Origin of the sequence: Nocardia concava NBRC 100430 (assembly GCF_000308815.1) — a bacterium.
GTDB classification, from domain to species: Bacteria; Actinomycetota; Actinomycetes; order Mycobacteriales; family Mycobacteriaceae; genus Nocardia; species Nocardia concava.
The window spans coordinates 1-17495 of record NZ_BAFX01000129.1 but is presented as its reverse complement, the minus strand read 5'-3'; the positions used below and the strand labels follow the sequence as shown (position 1 = coordinate 17495).

The window sequence follows — 17495 nt, the reverse complement described above, 5'->3', positions numbered from 1 at the left end:
TCCCCGAGGGTGCGTGCGGATTCCAGCGTGCACAACCCGGCACGGCCCTGCTCACCGCCGGGAACCTTCGCGATACTCAGAGATCTCCGGCAATCAAGGTCACCACGGTGACCAGGCCGGTCACGATCGCGGCGCCGATACCTGCGCACACCGCAATAACCAAGGAGTCATTCCCAACTGCGCGGCAGCACACAGCGATCGATCGGCACGGCCGGCAATCTGCGGCCCTGCCGATTCCGATCACGCCTCAGTTGGCATGCTCTCCATCGCACCACTGATCGGCGGGCACCACAGCCTTCACTTCGGCAATGTGCTCCCCACATCCGGCCCAAGTGGTCTTTCCGCAGGTCTCACAGGGAACTGGCTGACACACAGAATGCTCCTTTCGAACAAACAATCGGACGAGCATCTATATCACAGGCGGCGGTCCGCTTCCGCTAGTCCCGGGTGGTGTGCGGTGGTGGGTGAGGATGGCGGTGGTGTCGGCGGTGCGGTCTATGACGGTGCGGGCCAGGTCGATCAGGCGGGTGTTGGTGGCTCGGGCGTAGGCACGTAGGGCGGTGAAGGCGGTGTCCATGTCGAGGTGGGCTTGTTCGGCGAGCATGCCTTTGGCCTGTTCGATGACCAGGCGGGTGTTGAGGGCGCCCTGTAGTTGGGCGGATACGGAGAGGGTGTCGGCCAGGGCTCGGGCGTGGACGATGCCGATGGTGGCGACGTCGGCGATGGCTTGGGCGATGGCGATTTCGTCGTCGTCGAGGCCGCCGGGATCGGGGGCGAAGAGGTTGATCGCGCCGATTCGCTCCTCGCGCAACCGCATCGGTAGCGCGTATACCGCGTGCCAGCCCTGGGCGAACGCGTGGTCGGCGAACTCGGCCCACCGGTCCTGCCCGGCCGTCAACTCCTCGACCCGGACCTGGCGGCCGGTGCGGTAGGCGCTCACGCACGGCCCGGAGTCGGCTTGGATCTGGAACAGCTCCCGCAATCGGGTGGCCTCACTGGTGGAGGCCAGCACCTGCAGCCGGTCGAGATGGTCGGCGAGTAGTACCCCGACGGCCGTGCCGGGCAGCAACTCGCCGAGCACATCGACGATCTCCTGCGCCAATTCGACCGGATCGTAGTCCGCAACCAGGGAGTCGGCCAGGTGGACGACAACCGAGATCAGTACGCGCTCGCGAGCTGTCATACCTGTCCAATCTCCGTGCGATGTCAGATTCTACGGCCGTGACCGGCCCGGCTCACCGCCTTCACCGGGCTCGAAACGGAGCCGGCGAGCCACCACATCGGCGGCGACCTGCGCGATCGGGCGACCGCCGATCAGCGCGTGGGCAATCAGCCGGGCATACGCGTCGGCCACGTCGATCCGCAGTTGCACGGCCACCATTCCGGTGGCCTGATGGATCTCGCGCGTCGAGGTCGCCGATTCCCACCACGGGCCCAGCCCCACCCCGTTGCCCACCTCGGCCAGCGCGGCGGCGGGCGAGAATCCGGTGGCGCCCAACAGGTCCGGCCGGGGTGCGCGCAGCGCCGCGAGCAACACCACGGTCAACACCTCGGCAATCTGCACCGACGCGGCGAATCCGGACCGGTCCAGCGGGGTGGGTCGGTCGGTGTACAGGTCGAGGGTCCCCACTCGAATCGCGCCCTGCCGCAACGGAAACGCGAACACCGCGCCACCCCGGCGACCCTGCCCGGCCGCCGCCAGCAGCGGCCACCGTCCCCCGGCCAATGCGGCACCGAAATCGGGCACCAACACCGGCACGTCGGCCTGATAGGCAGCGGGGCCGGGCCCCTCGCCCGCGGCCACCTGCACCTGCGCCCATTCGACCGCAACCGGATCCGATGCGCCCAGCATCTCCCAGCCCGTCTCACCGGAACGCACCATGATCGCGGCCCGATCCGCCGGCAGCAACCGCGCGCACACCGCGCTCAGCACGCTCGCGTCGTGCGGCCGGCCCGGATCTTCCTCGCTGCGGCGCAATGCCGCCATGAATCTCGCTCCGACAGCGTCGGATTCGGTCACCGTTGCACTCCCCACGTCGCGACGGAATCGTCGGCGACGCGCCAGTCCCCGGGGATCAGCGCGCCATGCCGATCGCGGCGAACCACGCTGAACAACCGCGTCGGCGACCGTGCGCCACGCTGGTGCGGATCGAGCGGACCGCGCGAGGCGAACAGATAGCAGCTTCCGTCGTCGACCAGATCGCCGTCGAGATAGGCGCACAACTGTTCGGCCGCCAAGTCCAGATCCGCGGCGACCACCACCCCGCCACACTGCGACACGCGATCGCCGTCCAACACGCCGGCGACCACCGACCACACCCGCGCCGGGAACGCACGCTCGTCACCCAATCCCGCCCAGGTCCATCCGAATCCGGTCCAGGCCATGCCCAGTCACCACCTGCATGCCGTCGACTGTGGGAAGGACAACAGGCCAACCAGGGACCGGGGCGGGCATCGCTGTCAGGAAATGGATTCCGGCTCTCACGCCGAAATCCATACGCCACCGATTCTACGGCCGCGCCTATCGCTTCGACAGGCATCAGCAGCGGGCGCCGGTGACGGCGAAGCGTTCGACCTCGGCGATGTGGCCGCCGGTGGAGACGGCGATGGTCAGGGTTGCGGGGCAGGTCAGGGTGAAGGGGACCGACGCGGTCCAGGGCGCGGCGTTTCCTCCGGCGGGTATGCCGGTCACGTTGCCCACCGGGTGGTCCTGGCCGAGGGCGCCGAGCTGGATGTGCAGGCTCTCGTCGACGCCGGTGATGGTGCCGCCCACCGTGATCGGGCTGCGCACGGTCGCGCCGTAGGCCGGAGTACTCACCGTGAGGGTGGTGTCCTGGGTGCCGACCACCTCCCACGGCTTGTCGTTGGCCGTACCCTCGCCGATCCGGACCAGGTGCACGACGGCGGCGACGGTGGCCGCACCGTTGGGATTGTCGAAACCCACACTCACCCATGACTCTTCGCCCTGTGTCCGGACTTTCACGACCTTGTTGACCGCGGTGAAGCCCAGATACTGCTGGGTGAACATCTGCGCGATCGATGCCTCGCTGAGGTGCCAGGGTTGATGGCCGCCCGGGTCGGCGGATCGCTGCCAGGCGACCGCTTCGCTCACGCTGCCGAACGGCCACAGCGGCTGGTAGCCGAATTCCGCAGGGGCGATTGAGGTCTGAGACGCGGAGGGGGCCGCGGTCGAGGACGGTCCCGCCGACGGAATCGCCGCTGCCGGAGCCGAAGTCGCGGGCATGGACGTCGACGGCTCGGAGCGGTGGCTGCCCTCGCGGGTCAGCGCGACCACGACCGCCGCGGCGGCGATCAGCACCGCCACCGCCGCGACCGCGATGGCGATGAGCGAACGACTTTGCGCCGGTGGCGTTTCGGGATTCATGGCGGTCTCCGGGAGCTCACGCTCGGGTCAGGCGGTGTGTGCCGGCGTGAGCAGAATCGGCACCGGGGAGGCGGCCAGCAGGTGGCGGACCACGCGCGCACGATCGGGCAGCAGCCGTTGCGACCAGCCGAGCACGATCAGGTCGGCGCACTCGGCGGCGACGTCGAGGATGTGTTCGCCCGGCGCGCCGCTGCGCAGGGTCAGCGTGCGGCAGGACTCGGGCAGGTAGGGGGCGCAGAAGCGCGCGTGGAAGCCCTGTTCCCAGGCCGGGCGGGCGTGTGCGGCCTGATCCCAGTGCGCGGGAGCGGTCTCTCGATCGAACACGTGCAGGACGGCGATCTCGATGCCCGCCGCGCAGAACATGCCCACGGTCTCGGCGATCGCGTGCACCGCCTCCTCGGTGCCGTCGAGCGGAACCAGCACCCGTTCGAGGGTGTAGTCGCCCGCGGTCTCGGGCGGTACGACCACGAGCGGAACGGTGGTGTGCTGCACGATCTCCCACGGCCCCTGGGCGCGGGTCAGGACGCCGAGCGCCGCTTCCGGATCCTCGAGCGCACGGGTGAATTCCGCGCCGGAGCAGTCGGCGGGTATCGAACGCACCTGTGCGCCTGTGGCTTTCGCGAGTGCCGCGGCCACCGCCAGGGCCGGTTCGCTGGGACGGACCAGGATGTCGTTCACGATTTCCCTTCCTCGTTGCGGGGCCACCAGGAGTCCCCGGACACCACCCGGGGCGGCCCGTCCCCCACCGCCGCCGTCAGCGGCCCGTCGGTGTGGATGCCGACGCCCGTGCGACCGATGTCCAGCCGGACACAGCGGCCCAGGCATCGAAAAGCCAAGCCCAGCTTCGACCATCGCGCGGGCAGCACCGGGCGCACGCTCATCACGCCGTCGCGCACGCGCACCCCGGCGAATCCGGCGAGCATCGCCTGCCACACCCCGCCGAGGGTGGCCATGTGCAGGCCCGACGCGGTGGATCCGGAGCGGTCGTCGAGGTCGAGCCGCAGCGCCGGCACCAGGGCCTCGAGTGCCGCGTCCGGATGTCCGGCCCGCGCCAGCAGGGCCGCCATCACCGCCGGCGAGAGCGAGGAGCCGTGAGTCGTGCGCGGCCCGTAGTAATCGAGGTTGGGCAGCAGGGATCCCGGCGCGACCTCCTCGGGCACGAGGTGGTGCAGCATCAGCACATCGGGCTGTTTGATCAGCTGGGAACCGGCGACCCGGCCCTGGCCGAGCAACACGTCGGCGGCGACGGGCGCGTGGCTGACGTCCGAGGCGAGCAGGGGTTCCAGTCCGAAGTATCCGGTGAACTGTTCGTAGCGACCGTCCGGTCCCAGCTGGTCGACAATACGATCGGCGAGCTCGCGCCAGCTGTCGAATTCACTTGCCTCGGCCGGATTCGCGGCCTCCAGCCGGGCCGCGCGGCGCAGGTTCCAGCGGGCCATGACATTGGTGAAGGCATTGTCGTCGACCGATTCATGATATTCGTCAGGCCCGATGATCTGGTCCAGATGCGCACGGCCGCGGGCATCGATTCGCATTCGCGACGCCCAATAGCGCGCGGTCTCCACCAGCAGCTCGCGCGCGGTGGTGGACAGGTAGCCGGAGCGGCCGGTCCATTCCGCGTAATGGTGCGCGGCCCAGGCGACATCGGCGGTGATGTGTTCCTCCCGCGTGCCCGTCAGGATGGGAACCTGCACGCCGCCGAGGAATCCGCTGCGCGGTGTGACGTCGTGGCCGTCGGCCGCCGACTCCCAGGGGAACCGCGCGCCGCGAAACCCCTCCTCCCGCGCCCGCTCTCGCGCGGCGTCCAGGCGCCGCAGCCGATACGCCACGATCGCCTCGGCCGCCGCCGGATCGATGGTCACCATGGCGGGCAGCACGAACGCGTCCGCGTCCCAGAACACATGACCGCGATAACCCGATCCCGACAGCCCACGCGCGCCGACCGCGGATTCGCCGTGGGCGCCCGCATTGGCCCACAGCTGGAACAGCGCGAATCGCACGGCCAGTTCGGTCTCGGGATCGTCGGGCAACTCGATGCCGACGGTGGACCAGCGCCGCGCCCACTCGGTGCGCTGGGCGGCCAACAGTCCATCGATGCCGTGCTCCCAGGCGCGCGACAGGGTCCGCACCGCCCGCTCGGCGCCGGCGCCGCCGGAATCGTCGGCCGTGTATGCCGCGACGCGGTCCAATCGGGCCGTGTCACCGTGGCGGCTCCGCGCCTGTCCGGCTGCCACCGCGACGGCGCACTCTTCCACGGATTCAGCTCTGACACTGCGGATTTCGACCTCTGTGGGCAATCGCGTATCCGGTCCGATCTCCTGCGCGGGGTATTCCGCGCCGGAGGCGAGCAGCGGCTGCACACCCGTGATCCGATCGCCTGCCGCCTCCACGCGCATCGCCATCACCCCGGGCCGGTCCACGCAGGCGAACCGGAGGCTGCGGAACTCCCCCGCCGCGTCGGCCCGATACAGCACGCCGTCGGACAGATCCAGGAACCGCTGCCCGTCCTGCACCGGCGGCGCGACCACGACCCGCGTCCAGCCGGGCGCCGCCAGCAACTCCTGCTCCGGCCCGTTCCCCGTGTACGCGCCCGCGACAAGCACTTCCGGAGCCCGCGCCTCCTCGCCGTCCTCGACGACGCCCCGGCTGGCTATTCCACCGGAGCCGACGGTGTACACCGCGGCATCGGACACACTGTGGCGCAAAGGATTTCCGGTGATGGTCCAGCGGGCGTCCAGCTCGCGGCGGCCGTCGGCCGTGGCGACATGCACGAGGGCGTCCTCCCGCACGGCACTGCCATCGTGTACCGAGCTGCCATCGTGTGCCGGACTGCCAGCGTGCGCGGGACCGCCCTCGTATGCCGCACTGCCTTCACGCGCGGTCCGGACGCCGTCGCCGTCCATTTCCCGAGCCCCTCTCCAGAGCCCACGCCCGCCTGTCCACCCCGCCCCGCCGCGGACTCGCCCCACGGAGACGGGCATTCCAAATAATGGAGTACCCAATTTCCGCCCCCGGAAATGCCATCGAGCCCCGAACCGGTCTGCGTCGGTTCGAGGCTCGCTGGGGTGATCGTCCATGGTGATCGCTCAGCATGTTCGACTGCCAGGACAGTACGTCCCCGCCGCCACGCCCGGCCGAACTTGTGACCCCGAACACCCACCCTGTCCAGTGGCTGTCCCCGAACCGGGTCAGGCACTGACTACACGTTGCGGCAGGTCCGTGTTCGTCCAGAGCTGGTCGAGGGTCTCGAAGAAGATCTCCTCGCTGCGCGACAGGGCCAGGAAGCGATCCCACGGGGTGTCGGCGAGGGGATCGCTGAACCAGAAACCGGGTCGGCGGGGTGCGGGCCATCCGGTGTAATGACGGCAGTTCGAGCACCAGAAATGCGTCAGCATCATCGGTGTGCTGTCGCGCTCCGCGCCGTGCAGATAGGTCCGCAGGGTCAGCTGTCCGCAGTGTGGACAGGACTGCTCCTCGATCGCGCCATTGGGCTGACTCCGTCTCAGCAGCGCGTCCAATTCGCGCAGGGAAAACCCGCGCCAGCGGACCGCATTGCCGGGCATGGTCTCAATTGATTCGCTCATCACGACACATGCTCACAAGCCAACCTGATAAAACACTTGCCGCAGATCCAGATCGATCGGTGAAGTCAATTGCATATTCGGCGCCGTATTCGAGATCACCGTCCGGTGGCGACCCGTCGCGACGGGTACGCCCGGGCGTGCTGTGTACGATCTGCTGGTTCGGCGACGTATGAGCATCGCAGTGCCACAACCGATTCAGCGTGTCGTTCCAGACCTGGAGCCCTTCCTTGACAACACCAACACCGCCGTCGCCCGGCAGTCGATCGACGCTGGGCGGCGTCGGCTCTCCCGGGTCGGTTCGGGTACCGCTGTATGGCGATGAATTCGCCGCCGACCCGCATGCCCGCTATGCCGAGATGCGCGCGCTATTCGGTTCGATTGTCCCGGTGGAACTCTCCCCCGGCGTACCCGCCACGCTGGTGATCGGCTATCGCGCGGCCATGCAGATCAACAATGATCCGGAGGGGTTCTCGGCGGATCCGCGGGCCTGGGAGAAGAACATTCCGGCCGAATGCCCCATCCTGCCGATCATGCGGTACCGGCCCAATGCCCTGCGCAGTTCGGGCGACGAGCATGCGCGCTACCGCAAGGCCATTGTCGACAGTATCGACGCGGTCGGCCTGCATTCGGTCGATGCGACGGTCGAGGAGATCGCGCTGGCTCAGGTCAATACGTTCTGCCTCGACGGGGAAGCGGATCTGATCAGCCAGTACGCCTTCCCGGTCGCCGTCGCCTACCTCAATTTCATGGTCGGCTGCCCGGACGACATCGGGAATCGGGTGGCGCAGAGCATAGCCACGATGTTCGAGGGCGATTCCGCGGCGGAGGGTGAAACGCCGTTCGCAGGCGCGCTCGTCGCGCTGCTGGACCTCAAGAGGCGCGAACCCGGCGTCGATGTGGCCACGCGGTTGCTGGCGCACGAGGCGAATCTGACCGACGAGGAGCTGGTCCAGCAGCTCGTCGCGATCTACTGCGCCGGGATCGCGCCGCTGACCAATCTGATCGCGAACACGCTGCTGCTGATGCTCACCGATCAGCGCTATTCGGGAATGGCGGCCCTGACCACCCGGGATGCGTTGAACGAGTTGCTGTTCACCGATCCGCCGCTGGCGAACTTCGGCATCACCTATCCCTCGCGGCAGATCATGGTCGACAAGGTGTGGCTGCCGGCCGACCAGCCCGTGGTCACCAGCATGGCGGCCTGCAACAACGATCCGGCCATGGTGGGCCGCTACACCGGCAACAACGCGCATCTGACCTGGGGCGCCGGCCCGCACGCGTGCCCCGCCCAGGATCTCGCATATCTCGTCGCGCAGAACGCCATCGATCAGCTCTTCGACCTGCTGCCCGAGCTGCGGCTCTCCCGCCCGGCCGACCAACTCTCCTGGCGGCCAGGGCCTTTCCACCGATCATTGGCGAATCTGCCGGTGGTGTTTCCGCCCGCGCGGACCATATTCTGACAACGGTCCCTCGGGTATCGACGGCTAGTATCATTCGGTAGCTAGCGAAACCTGCTCTACCGGGCCACGTTTGATGCGTGGCCCAAAGCAACCGGTGTTCCCGCACTCTCCACCCCGTTCGGAGGCTACCGCCTCGATCGGGTTTGCGTATTGCTCGAAAAGTGCTGTTCTCTAACGTTTCTCACTGATCGCTTTCCACCGGCTCATCGGAGTTGCACGTTGAAGATGCTCGCACCAGCGCGCGAGACAATGCCCTTGTCGGCCATCCGGACGCCCTTGTCGGCCATCCATCCGGCGAGGGTGGATCACACCGCGGGACGACGTGCGTGAGGCTGTACTCGTCGGAATTCGCCGCCGATCCACGCCGATTCCTCACCGACTCGAGAAGCCAGCAAGGCCCGGTGGTGCCTGTCGAACTGGCGCCCGGAGTGCCCGCGGCGCTGGTGCTCAGCTACCGGGACGCCCTGCGGATTCTCGGTGACCCCGAACACTTTCCGGCCGATCCGCGAGCCTGGCAGAACACCATCCCCGAACACTGCCCCGTCATGCCGCTCATGGAATGGGGACCGATCGGCACCGATCCCGAACTCCGTTCGGCCTACGTGGCCGCCATGGCAGGCATCGACCAGTACCGGCTGCGCGGCGCGGTCGAGGCCGCCGCGACACCGCTGATCAACAGCTTCTGCCAGGCCGGAAAGGCCGATCTGCTCACCGAATACGCCCGGCCGCTCACCCTGCGCGTACTCAACGACCTCATCGGGCTACCGGCAGAGCTGGGCGCGAAAGCCGGTGCGGCGCTGGCGAATCTGACCGAGGCGGCCGATGCCGCCGCCTCGGACCTCGCCGATCGCCGATTCCAGGACATACTGGCCGAGGCCATCGCAGCCAGACGCGCCCACCGCTCACACGACGTGATCTCCACGCTCATCGATCACCCCGCAAACTTCGAGGACCTGGTGATCGTGGAACAGATCGCCAAGCTCTACGCCATGGGAGCCGAACCGACCTGGAACCTGATCGTCAACGCCTTGGTGCTGATGGCCTCCGATCACAACTTCCACGACGGATTGCTCACCGGCTCACTGCAATTGCGCGACGCGATCGACGAGGCCCTGTTCAGCGACCCGCCGCTGGCCAACGCCTGCCCCCGATTCCCGCAGCACCCACAGGTGATCGGCAATGTGTGGATCCCGGCCGATCAGCCGGTCCTCATCAGCATCACCGCGTGCAACAACGACCCCGCGGTGGACGGCGACCGCACCGGCAATCGATCCCATCTGGCCTGGGGCGTCGGCGCGCACACCTGCCCCGCCCAGCCGATCGCGTCGATCATCGTCCAGGAAGCCCTCGAACAACTCCTCGACGCCCTCCCCGACATCAAGCTGTCCGTCCCCCTCGACCGACTAGCCTGGCAGCCCAACGCTTTCCACCGCGCCCCCGCCACCGTCCCCGTCACCTTCCCCTCCTCCCCGCCACTCCCCCTCGTCGAAGGGAGCTAGCGCGCTCGATCCGCAAGGGCGCCGAACAGGGCAGGTCACTCCTGCGCAGCCGATTGACCGGGGAACTGGGCAACGTCACGCAGTGAGATGAGCGCTTCGATATCGGCGATTCGCTGCTCCGGCACCGGATCCCGCAACAACGACCGGAGCAGGAGCGCCAGCGCCCGGTACCTCCGGCGACGCTGATGCAGCAACGAGGGCAATCGGGGGTCCGGCGGGTTTCGGCGCCGGGTCATCGAGGCGAGCCCGGGGCCGAAACCGAGATCGACCGCGACCCGATCGGCATGGGTCTGGTCACGCCGCAGAATCGCCAACTGCCCCAGTCCCTGCACGATCGCCGCCACCGCGAACCCGACTGTCACAGCGGGACCAAAACAGTTGTCCAGCGCGGTAAACCAGCCGACCAGCCACCCGAGGCGCACGAACCACACCACCGTGAGCCTGGCCCACTCGGCCGGAAACGGCATGCGCAGCACCCATCGACAGACAATATTCGGCGGCAGCGTCAGCAGACCGGTGTACCACCGCGACAGCCGGTACAGACCGAAGCCGCCGTCCCCGACGAAATGCCCGATCTCGTGCCCGAGCAGTCCGCGCAGTTCCGCGGGCGAAAGGTCGTGGATGGCCTCGGTGGACACGATGATGCTGCCGCCCGGGTAGGCCGTGCCGAGCGGCCCGTCCTCGCGCACCAACACGTCGTAGCACGATTCGTCGAGGCCGAGCCGGTGCACGGTATCGCTCCACGCCGGGTCCAGCACCGTGGATTCATCGGCGGTCGGTCGGCGGGGCAACCCCGGAGCGGCCATCGGCGGGGGCAGTCGCGGCGGGTGCAGCACGGGGAACGCGGATAACAGCCACACACAGAGCAGCAGGATCCCCGCCCACCGGCCCGCCAGATCGCCGAGCCGATACAGCAGCAGGCCACCCTGCAGCGGAACCGGCCACGATACGAGCAGCATCGCGACGGTCCAGGGCACCGCGCGCAGGCGAATTTGCCTGCGATACGCCGCGCGGTCCTCGATGCTCGCGGATTCGAGCCTGGGTGCGATCATCAGCGGTACCCGATCGTCGAAGCGGTGCCGAATTATCAAGATACCCAACCGATGTCGCAACGCATGCCCCCAATTTCCGTTGCCTGGCACCACACCGCACCCGCCGCAATGTGATGTGACTCACCCGTATCTTTGGCCGATTTCGGGTCTAGCATCGAGGCAGCGAATAGCTAGCCATTTGCCATCTGAATTTTCGAACCGACAAATCCACCACTCCTACTCGGGAGGGACCATGTCCTCGATCATCGATGCAACAAAGAAGTCCGCCACTCTCGGCGACAGACAGGGCTTGCAGGAAGTGCTCGATTTCCTCGTCACCGAGGAGGCCCTCGGCGTCACCTTCGTCACCGCCGCCATCGAACGTGCGGCCGGCACCCCGTCGGAGGCGTTCCTGCCGGTGCTGCGCAATGCGGTCACCCAGGAATATCACCACGTCCAGGCCTTGCAGGACGCCGGAGGGAAGCCGTTCACCCAGCAGTACTGGTTTCCCGACGCGGCCTTCGACAATGGCGGTGTCGGGTTGTTCTCCACGCTGGAAATCGTTGAGACAGTGGAGATCAGCCTCTACCTGCTCGGGGTGAGCGCCTACGCGAATGCCCGCGAACCGTTCGGCGCGCGGCTGTGCGCCGAAGCCCTGGGCACCGAGGCCGTCCATCGCGCCCTGGTCCGCCACGCCCAGAACGAGCTCGGCCACGATGTCGGCGTGCCCAACGACGTCGGCTTCGAGAACTTCGATTGGCAGACGATCACCAAGGTCCGTGACGCGCTCGAGGGACTCGGCATCGGCTACGGCGTCGAGTCCGATCAGCCGGGCCGGTTCTACCAATACCCCGGCGATCCGCTGGCTTCCGGCGTCGGCACACCGGTCAGCCACACCACTCCGGCCTGATATCTCATCTGCCCGAATGCCGTTGGCGCCGTCCAGCTTTCACACCCCACAGCCCACACCCATCAAGTAGTTCGGGAATCCTCTGCCCGATCCATCTGTGATCCGACCGACGTCACCGCCTAGGTGCGTACCAATTGGTTTTCTTGATAGCTTGGATGTCGCTCTGAGCAGCGCAACCGGACATTCCAAGCGCGCCCAGGAACAGTCGTATCAGAGAGCAGGAGTGAGGCGTTGTCCCTTCCGAGAACGCGGTGGTCACGGACGGCGAGTGTGATGACGGCGCTGGCGGCCGAGGTACTGGCGGCCGGGCTGTGGGGTTTCGGGGCGCCGCGGGCCGCGGCGGCGCCCGCGGACTGCCCGGCGCTGAGCGTTATCGCCGTTCCCGGGACCTGGGAGACCTCCGACGATGATCCCCGGCAGGGGATGCTGTCGATGGTCACCCGCGGGCTGCCGGGCTCCGTGCGGACGACCTACGTGAGCTATGCCGCGACGGCGCTGCCCTGGGAGGGCGAGGTTTACGGGCGGTCCGAGCGGGAGGGTGTCAACAACACCCGGGGCACGATCGCCGATCAGGCCGCGCGTTGCGGCGCAACACGTTTCGCGCTCCTGGGCTACAGCCAGGGAGCGAATGTGGCCGGGGATGTGGCCGCGGAGATCGGAACCGGGCTCGGGGTGATTCCGCCGGACCGGCTCGTCGCCGTCGGCCTGCTGTCCGATCCTCGCCGCTCCCCCACCGACGCGCTGGTCGGGCCGCCGGTGCCGGGCGCGGGCGCGGCGGGTGCTCGGCCCGGCGGGTTCGGGTGGGTCAGCCCGGTGGTCCGCAGCATCTGCGCGGCGGGCGACCTGTACTGCTCGGTGCCGACCGATGACCTCGCCGGTCGATTCGCCGGATTCGCGACCCAGTTGTCCGCGCCCGATCCGCTGCAGATCCCCAATTACGCCGCGACCCTGAATTCCATCCTCAGCGAGGCGCTCATCCCCGGCTGGCTGTCCATTCTGTCCGCCCCGCAGGATGATCCGTCCAGCGAGCAGTGGGGACGCCAGGTGCAGGAGTTCCTGTCCTCCGGCGTGCACCAGTCGTATCCGCACTACGTCGTCGACGCCAATGGCACCACCGCCACCACGTGGCTCCACAACTGGCTGGCGGATATCGCGCGGTAATCCCGCCTAAATCTCTTGCGCCCCAACATGCATCGACGCGGCGACCGCCCACCGCAGGCCCGTCCTGCGGGCGGAGGCGGCGTCGGTGTAGCCCAGCAGTCGGGCTTGCTGGGATCGACTCAAGGGGCCGGTGGCCGTGGCCGCCACGAGGCGGGCGTGGCGGGCCCGGTCCACCTCGTTGCGGAAGGTCGTTCCGACCTCGGTGAGCCGCCGTTGCAGCGTGCGCGGGCTGACCAGCAGCCGACGGGCTATCTGCTCGAGTGAGATCTCGCCGCTGTCCATGCCTTCGGCGATCGCGACGGCCACCCGTTCGGGCCACGCGGTTTCCAGTGGCGGGGGCGGCGGCAGTGCCTCGGCCAGCGGTTTCAACACCTCGGCCAGTGCCGGGTCCGCGGTGACCAGCGGTAGTGCGAGGTCGGACGCCCGGAATGTCATGGAATCCGTGGGCATCCCGAAATCGATGATCGCGCCGGGGAATACCTCCCGATAGGTTTCGAGATTGCGTGGCGCCCGCTGCCGCAGTGACACGCGGGTCGGGTTCAGCGGAGCGTCGACGACTCGCCGCGCCCGCCCGAGCACGGCCGACAATCCCCACGCGTGAGTCAACTCGCGGGCCCGCCCCTCACCGTCGACCATGTCCAGATACAGCGTGGACTCCCCACCGGTCCCCTCGACGAAGGTGAATCGATGGTTGGTGGTGACCGCGCTGACGTAGGGCCCGCAGGTGGCCAGGCCCGCACCGACCGTGGGCGCGGTGGAGAACAGATAGTCGTACAGCCCGGTCGCTTTGAGCTCGTACCGGCTCCCCACCCGCAGCCCGACCTCCGGATCGTCCAGCCAGTGGGCCGCGACCTCCCACAACCGCCCGAAGGTCGCACTCGGCACATGCACGCCCGGACCGCTCAGGGTCCATTCCGGCACCCCGCACTCCCGAATCAGCCGACCACGATCGAGCCCCGCCGCGGTCAACTGCGCGATGACGAACCGATGCAGCAGTGTCTGATCGGTCCCCATCCCCCATGTCTCGTTCCGCCCGCCGCCCATACGTGGACGCTAACGCCCGCGCCCCCGATCCGCCACGAACTCGCGGAGTTCGCCACGGAGACTACGAGATCGAAACACGCTCGAAACGGCGACCGAGTCGCATTGCTAGCATGTTGCCGTGGATGCCTGGGCCGTCCGGCCGCTGACCGCGAACTGTGCTCACATCTTCGAGGAGCGGGCGCATGCGTGCCTGGGGATCAGCCCGTTCAACAGCTATTTCAAACGGGCACGGATTGCGGAGCTGACGCGGTGGGCCGCGCGTGAATTCAACGGGGTTCAGTTCCATCTACCGGATGTGCCGTCCGAATACACCCTGCGCGCAATGGGATTCCCGGCGGACAAGGCGCGGCGGCGCGCGCACGAGAACGGTTTGAAGATGCGCAATCGGATTCGCGATGCCGTGGATTCGGCGGGGTTGGACGGCCTGAACGAGCGGATCCTCGATTGGAATTTTCTGAGCACCAACTCCGCGTTCCTCGACCTGTACAAACGCGCACACTACCTCTTCGACACCGATCCGGCGTTCCGCGCGCTGTGCCTGGACACCACCCGAGATGTATTGCGGCACCGCCTCCCCGACTGCATCGAACCGGATCAACGTCGATGCGAAATCGCCGTCGAATACTTCCTCACCGACATCCCACTACTGGTCGACACCCCGGCCATTGTCGGCACCACCTCGTCCCTCTACGCGTACCACCGCACGATCCCCTTCATAGAAGCCCTGTACAACGGCGACCTGCCCATCCACCCCCACCCCACCCAGGGCTACCTGATCATCGGCGAAACCCACTGACGCCGAACGACACCCGGCCGAGACCCTCACGCCCACAGGCCGATCATCACCAAAATGCGATTCGGGTACGGCGGCGAGTCGACCCAGCTCAGCTGCCAGTAGATCGCGCGGCGCGCCCGCGTCACCGGCTCGCGCAGCCATACCGGCACGACCGCCGAGGCGAACTCCGCCTCGCTCTCGAACCAGAACTTGCGGAAGGTGGGATAGCGGGCGAGTTCGGCCAGCAGCCCGGTCAATTCCCGGGATCCGCGAAAACGCCCCAGTGCCGCACGCATATACCGCACCGACTGGCGGGCGATCAGCTCCCATTCCTCGATGATTTCCGAGGCCTCCGCGTCACCGAATAACCAGTGCAGGAGATTCCCCCTGCGGCACAGTCCGGGCAGCAGCTCCTCATAGGCGCGGTTGAAGCGCAGGATATCGGTGCGCTGGCTGTCGACGTACGCCGCCGGATTGGGGAGGTGCGCGGTCAGCGCCTCATTCAGGCCGGGTGTGATCAGGGCACGCAGTTGCTCGGTCGATGGCGTGTCCTTCGGATCGGTGTATCCGCTGAGCTGATTCAGCAGCCTGCGTTCATCGGGGCAGATGGGCGCGATTCGATCGAGATGGCGAATGAGCGCGGCGACGACCTGTTCGGCGGGCTGGGTGCGTTGCCCGGTCTCCAAATGCGTGACATAACTCGCGCTGACACCCGCGCCGAAGGCCAGCCGTTCCCGCGATACCTTGCGCGCCTCCCGCATCCGCCGCAGCGCGGTCCCGAACGTGGGCACCGCGGGTCCCGGTGAATCGCCACCGATGAAGCTTTCGTGATCCACGGGGTCTCCTGTCCACGCTCGTCTATATGGCCGCTGCGGCGCGGCTGCGCGAAGGTCCCCTGCGGACGGAATGATTACATGAATTGCCACGATGCGCAGAACAAGGCGCCCGCCTCGGTGAACAGATGCGGCCGAGCGGAGGGCCGCGGCCTCGTCGTCCGGATCGTGATTGCGCGCCAACGGCTATTGTCGGAAGACCGAGTTGGGGAGATTGGTCGTGTGGGAACTTCGTGACATCGAGATTTTTCTGACGGTGGCCGAGGAATTGCACTTCGGCCGGGCGGCGCAGCGCCTGCATGTTTCGTCGGCGCGGGTGTCGCAGGCGGTGAAGAAGCAGGAGCGGATGGTCGGCGCGGCGCTGTTCGACCGCACCACTCGACGGGTCCTGCTCACCCCGGTCGGGCGGAAACTGCGGGACGATCTGCTGCCGCTCTATCGGGGGCTGCACGAAAGCATCGAGCAGGCCCGGCTTTTCGCGTCGGATAAGACCCGGCGGATACGGGTCGGCGCGGTACCGTCGAACGTGCTCGACCTGCAACCGCTGTGGGATGCGTTCGGGGTCGCGCACCCCGAGTGCCATCTCGAACTCCGCAGCGCGACCTGGGTGGACCCGTTCGCGGCCCTGCGGCGGGGCGATATCGACGCCCTGGTGATGTCGCTTCCGGTCGAGGAGCGCGACCTGACAGTGGGACCGGTGCTGTTCACCGACGCCCGCATGCTGGCGATCGCCGCCAACCATCAACTGGCCTCGCGTACTTCGGTTTCGGTGGAGGTGCTCGGCGATTTCCTGCACAACACCGCCCCGCGCCTGCCCGAGTATTGGGAAGCGAATTTCACGCCATTCCACACTCCGCGCGGGCGAATCATCGAGCGCGGACCACTGGTGAGCAACCGGGACGAAATGTTCGCCACGATCTCGACCGGCGCGGCGGTCACCATGCTGCCCGCGCACTCGAACAGGTACTGGCAGCGGCCCGATATCGCCTGGGTGCCGGTCCACGACGTATCCCGCCTGCACTACGCGCTGATCTGGCGCACCGAGGCCGAGAACGCCGAGATCCGCGCCTTGGCCGCGGTCGCCGCCGATCTCGGCACCCGCCATCTGTAAAGGGGGTGCCGCACGGGGGCCACCGGTCAATCGGCGGCGGCGGGTGTTTGGTATCGGTGAGTACGGAAACCCTTGCAGCAGAATGAACGACCCGGCGAAAAGGCTGATCGCGGATGCCCTACATCGCGGGACTCGGACACACGCCACCGAGACCGCTGCACGCTCGTGCAGACGGTCGTATGCCTTACCGCCATCTCCTCCACAGGCTGCGCAGGCTCCTCCGACAGCTTCGATAATGGGTCCCGCGTAAACGATGGCATTGGAATCCGCGACTTCAGACCGCCCATCGCGTCGGTTTCGACATGGAATCGAAGGGCATCCGCACGCTAGGACAACTCGCCCTCTGCCATGAAGGCGTTCTGAGCGACAGGAGCGAACATGCCAGGGCCACTTGCCGGATTCCAGGTCGCCATCATCACCAGCAACACCGGTGTCGAGCACGACGAACTCGTCGTACCGCGCGACCGGCTGCGCGAGCGCGGCGCACAGGTACTGCACGCCGCGGTGAAATCCGAACCCGTACACACCTATCGGCACGACCTCGAGCCCGCTGACACCTTCGACCCCGACACCACCATCGACAGCCTCGACCCCACCGAAGTCGACATCCTCGTCATCCCCGGCGGCACCGTCAACGCCGACCGGCTGCGCACCGACCCGCACGCCTGCGCCCTGATACGGGCACTCACCAGCGCGGGCGTG

General features: G+C 67.6%; 18 protein-coding genes. 7 read left to right on the top strand and 11 right to left on the bottom strand.

Annotated features, from left to right (window positions below):
- Positions 1–247 precede the first annotated feature (247 nt).
- The 8 genes from ON43_RS47390 to ON43_RS30255 form a co-directional block, all read right to left on the bottom strand.
- Positions 248–409 carry a DUF8730 family Cys-rich protein gene (locus tag ON43_RS47390; RefSeq protein ID WP_505779335.1) on the bottom strand — a complete coding sequence of 54 codons (162 nt, stop codon included), beginning with the start codon at positions 407–409 and terminating at the stop codon, positions 248–250.
- Positions 410–1183, bottom strand: coding sequence for a GAF and ANTAR domain-containing protein (locus ON43_RS30285; RefSeq protein WP_051179449.1), 774 nt, complete (start codon positions 1181–1183; stop codon positions 410–412).
- A 30-nt stretch (positions 1184–1213) separates the two neighbouring features.
- Positions 1214–2020 carry an ANTAR domain-containing protein gene (locus ON43_RS30280; protein WP_040813057.1) on the bottom strand — a complete coding sequence of 269 codons (807 nt, stop codon included), beginning with the start codon at positions 2018–2020 and terminating at the stop codon, positions 1214–1216.
- Positions 2017–2385, bottom strand: coding sequence for a hypothetical protein (locus tag ON43_RS30275; protein ID WP_040813055.1), 369 nt, complete (start codon positions 2383–2385; stop codon positions 2017–2019). The genes ON43_RS30280 and ON43_RS30275 overlap by 4 nt, the downstream gene beginning before the upstream one ends.
- Before the next feature lie 154 nt (positions 2386–2539).
- Positions 2540–3385, bottom strand: coding sequence for a hypothetical protein (locus ON43_RS30270; protein ID WP_245568812.1), 846 nt, complete (start codon positions 3383–3385; stop codon positions 2540–2542).
- Positions 3386–3412: 27 nt separating this feature from the next.
- Positions 3413–4063, bottom strand: coding sequence for a universal stress protein (locus ON43_RS30265; RefSeq protein WP_040813054.1), 651 nt, complete (start codon positions 4061–4063; stop codon positions 3413–3415).
- On the bottom strand, positions 4060–6288 hold the full coding sequence (locus ON43_RS42895; protein ID WP_051179448.1) for a glycosyl hydrolase family 65 domain-containing protein: 2229 nt from the start codon (positions 6286–6288) through the stop codon (positions 4060–4062). The genes ON43_RS30265 and ON43_RS42895 overlap by 4 nt, the downstream gene beginning before the upstream one ends.
- Positions 6289–6573: 285 nt before the next feature.
- Positions 6574–6969, bottom strand: coding sequence for a hypothetical protein (locus ON43_RS30255; RefSeq protein WP_157514238.1), 396 nt, complete (start codon positions 6967–6969; stop codon positions 6574–6576).
- Positions 6970–7196: 227 nt separating this feature from the next.
- Between ON43_RS30255 and ON43_RS30250 the strand changes: the two genes are divergently transcribed.
- Together ON43_RS30250 and ON43_RS30245 are read left to right on the top strand one after the other, a co-directional pair.
- A complete protein-coding gene (locus ON43_RS30250; RefSeq protein WP_040813051.1) occupies positions 7197–8429 on the top strand; it encodes a cytochrome P450 family protein in 1233 nt (410 codons plus the stop codon).
- Between the two features lie 404 nt (positions 8430–8833).
- A complete protein-coding gene (locus ON43_RS30245) occupies positions 8834–9928 on the top strand; it encodes a cytochrome P450 family protein (protein ID WP_157514237.1) in 1095 nt (364 codons plus the stop codon).
- Positions 9929–9963: 35 nt separating this feature from the next.
- On the opposite strand, the gene ON43_RS30240 is transcribed toward ON43_RS30245, so the two are convergent.
- Complete coding sequence (locus tag ON43_RS30240) at positions 9964–10980, bottom strand: M48 family metalloprotease (RefSeq protein ID WP_040813047.1); 1017 nt, start codon at positions 10978–10980, stop codon at positions 9964–9966.
- Between the two features lie 232 nt (positions 10981–11212).
- On the opposite strand from ON43_RS30240, the gene ON43_RS30235 reads away from it, so the two are divergent.
- Both ON43_RS30235 and ON43_RS30230 read left to right on the top strand, forming a co-directional pair.
- Positions 11213–11869: a ferritin-like domain-containing protein gene (locus ON43_RS30235; protein WP_040813045.1), complete on the top strand. Its 657-nt coding sequence runs from the start codon at positions 11213–11215 to the stop codon at positions 11867–11869.
- Positions 11870–12142: 273 nt separating this feature from the next.
- Positions 12143–13030, top strand: coding sequence for a cutinase family protein (locus ON43_RS30230; protein WP_083913837.1), 888 nt, complete (start codon positions 12143–12145; stop codon positions 13028–13030).
- A 6-nt stretch (positions 13031–13036) separates the two neighbouring features.
- Here ON43_RS30230 and ON43_RS30225 read toward each other — a convergent pair whose 3' ends face one another.
- Positions 13037–14044: an AraC family transcriptional regulator gene (locus ON43_RS30225; protein ID WP_040813090.1), complete on the bottom strand. Its 1008-nt coding sequence runs from the start codon at positions 14042–14044 to the stop codon at positions 13037–13039.
- Positions 14045–14192: 148 nt separating this feature from the next.
- On the opposite strand from ON43_RS30225, the gene ON43_RS30220 reads away from it, so the two are divergent.
- On the top strand, positions 14193–14870 hold the full coding sequence (locus tag ON43_RS30220) for a tRNA-dependent cyclodipeptide synthase (RefSeq protein WP_040813043.1): 678 nt from the start codon (positions 14193–14195) through the stop codon (positions 14868–14870).
- 26 nt (positions 14871–14896) lie between these two features.
- Here the strand turns inward: ON43_RS30220 and ON43_RS30215 are convergent, their stop codons facing one another.
- The gene (locus tag ON43_RS30215; RefSeq protein ID WP_051179446.1) at positions 14897–15685 is read right to left on the bottom strand and encodes a helix-turn-helix transcriptional regulator; all 789 of its coding nucleotides are present in this window, start codon (positions 15683–15685) and stop codon (positions 14897–14899) included.
- Between the two features lie 217 nt (positions 15686–15902).
- On the opposite strand from ON43_RS30215, the gene ON43_RS30210 reads away from it, so the two are divergent.
- Both ON43_RS30210 and ON43_RS30205 read left to right on the top strand, forming a co-directional pair.
- Positions 15903–16793, top strand: a complete 891-nt coding sequence (locus ON43_RS30210; RefSeq protein WP_040813088.1) for a LysR family transcriptional regulator — start codon at positions 15903–15905, stop codon at positions 16791–16793.
- Between the two features lie 378 nt (positions 16794–17171).
- Positions 17172–17495 (top strand): DJ-1/PfpI family protein (locus tag ON43_RS30205; RefSeq protein ID WP_040813041.1); only part of this gene is annotated, 324 nt, incomplete at its 3' end.

Coding starts and splice junctions, on each gene's coding strand:
- ON43_RS47390 (WP_505779335.1), bottom strand. CDS start 409: ATGCTCGTCCGATTGTTTGTTCGAAAGGAGCATTCTGTGTGTCAGCCA.
- ON43_RS30285 (WP_051179449.1), bottom strand. CDS start 1,183: ATGACAGCTCGCGAGCGCGTACTGATCTCGGTTGTCGTCCACCTGGCC.
- ON43_RS30275 (WP_040813055.1), bottom strand. CDS start 2,385: ATGGCCTGGACCGGATTCGGATGGACCTGGGCGGGATTGGGTGACGAG.
- ON43_RS30270 (WP_245568812.1), bottom strand. CDS start 3,385: ATGAATCCCGAAACGCCACCGGCGCAAAGTCGTTCGCTCATCGCCATC.
- ON43_RS42895 (WP_051179448.1), bottom strand. CDS start 6,288: ATGGACGGCGACGGCGTCCGGACCGCGCGTGAAGGCAGTGCGGCATAC.
- ON43_RS30255 (WP_157514238.1), bottom strand. CDS start 6,969: ATGAGCGAATCAATTGAGACCATGCCCGGCAATGCGGTCCGCTGGCGC.
- ON43_RS30240 (WP_040813047.1), bottom strand. CDS start 10,980: ATGATCGCACCCAGGCTCGAATCCGCGAGCATCGAGGACCGCGCGGCG.
- ON43_RS30235 (WP_040813045.1), top strand. CDS start 11,213: ATGTCCTCGATCATCGATGCAACAAAGAAGTCCGCCACTCTCGGCGAC.
- ON43_RS30230 (WP_083913837.1), top strand. CDS start 12,143: ATGACGGCGCTGGCGGCCGAGGTACTGGCGGCCGGGCTGTGGGGTTTC.
- ON43_RS30225 (WP_040813090.1), bottom strand. CDS start 14,044: ATGGGGACCGATCAGACACTGCTGCATCGGTTCGTCATCGCGCAGTTG.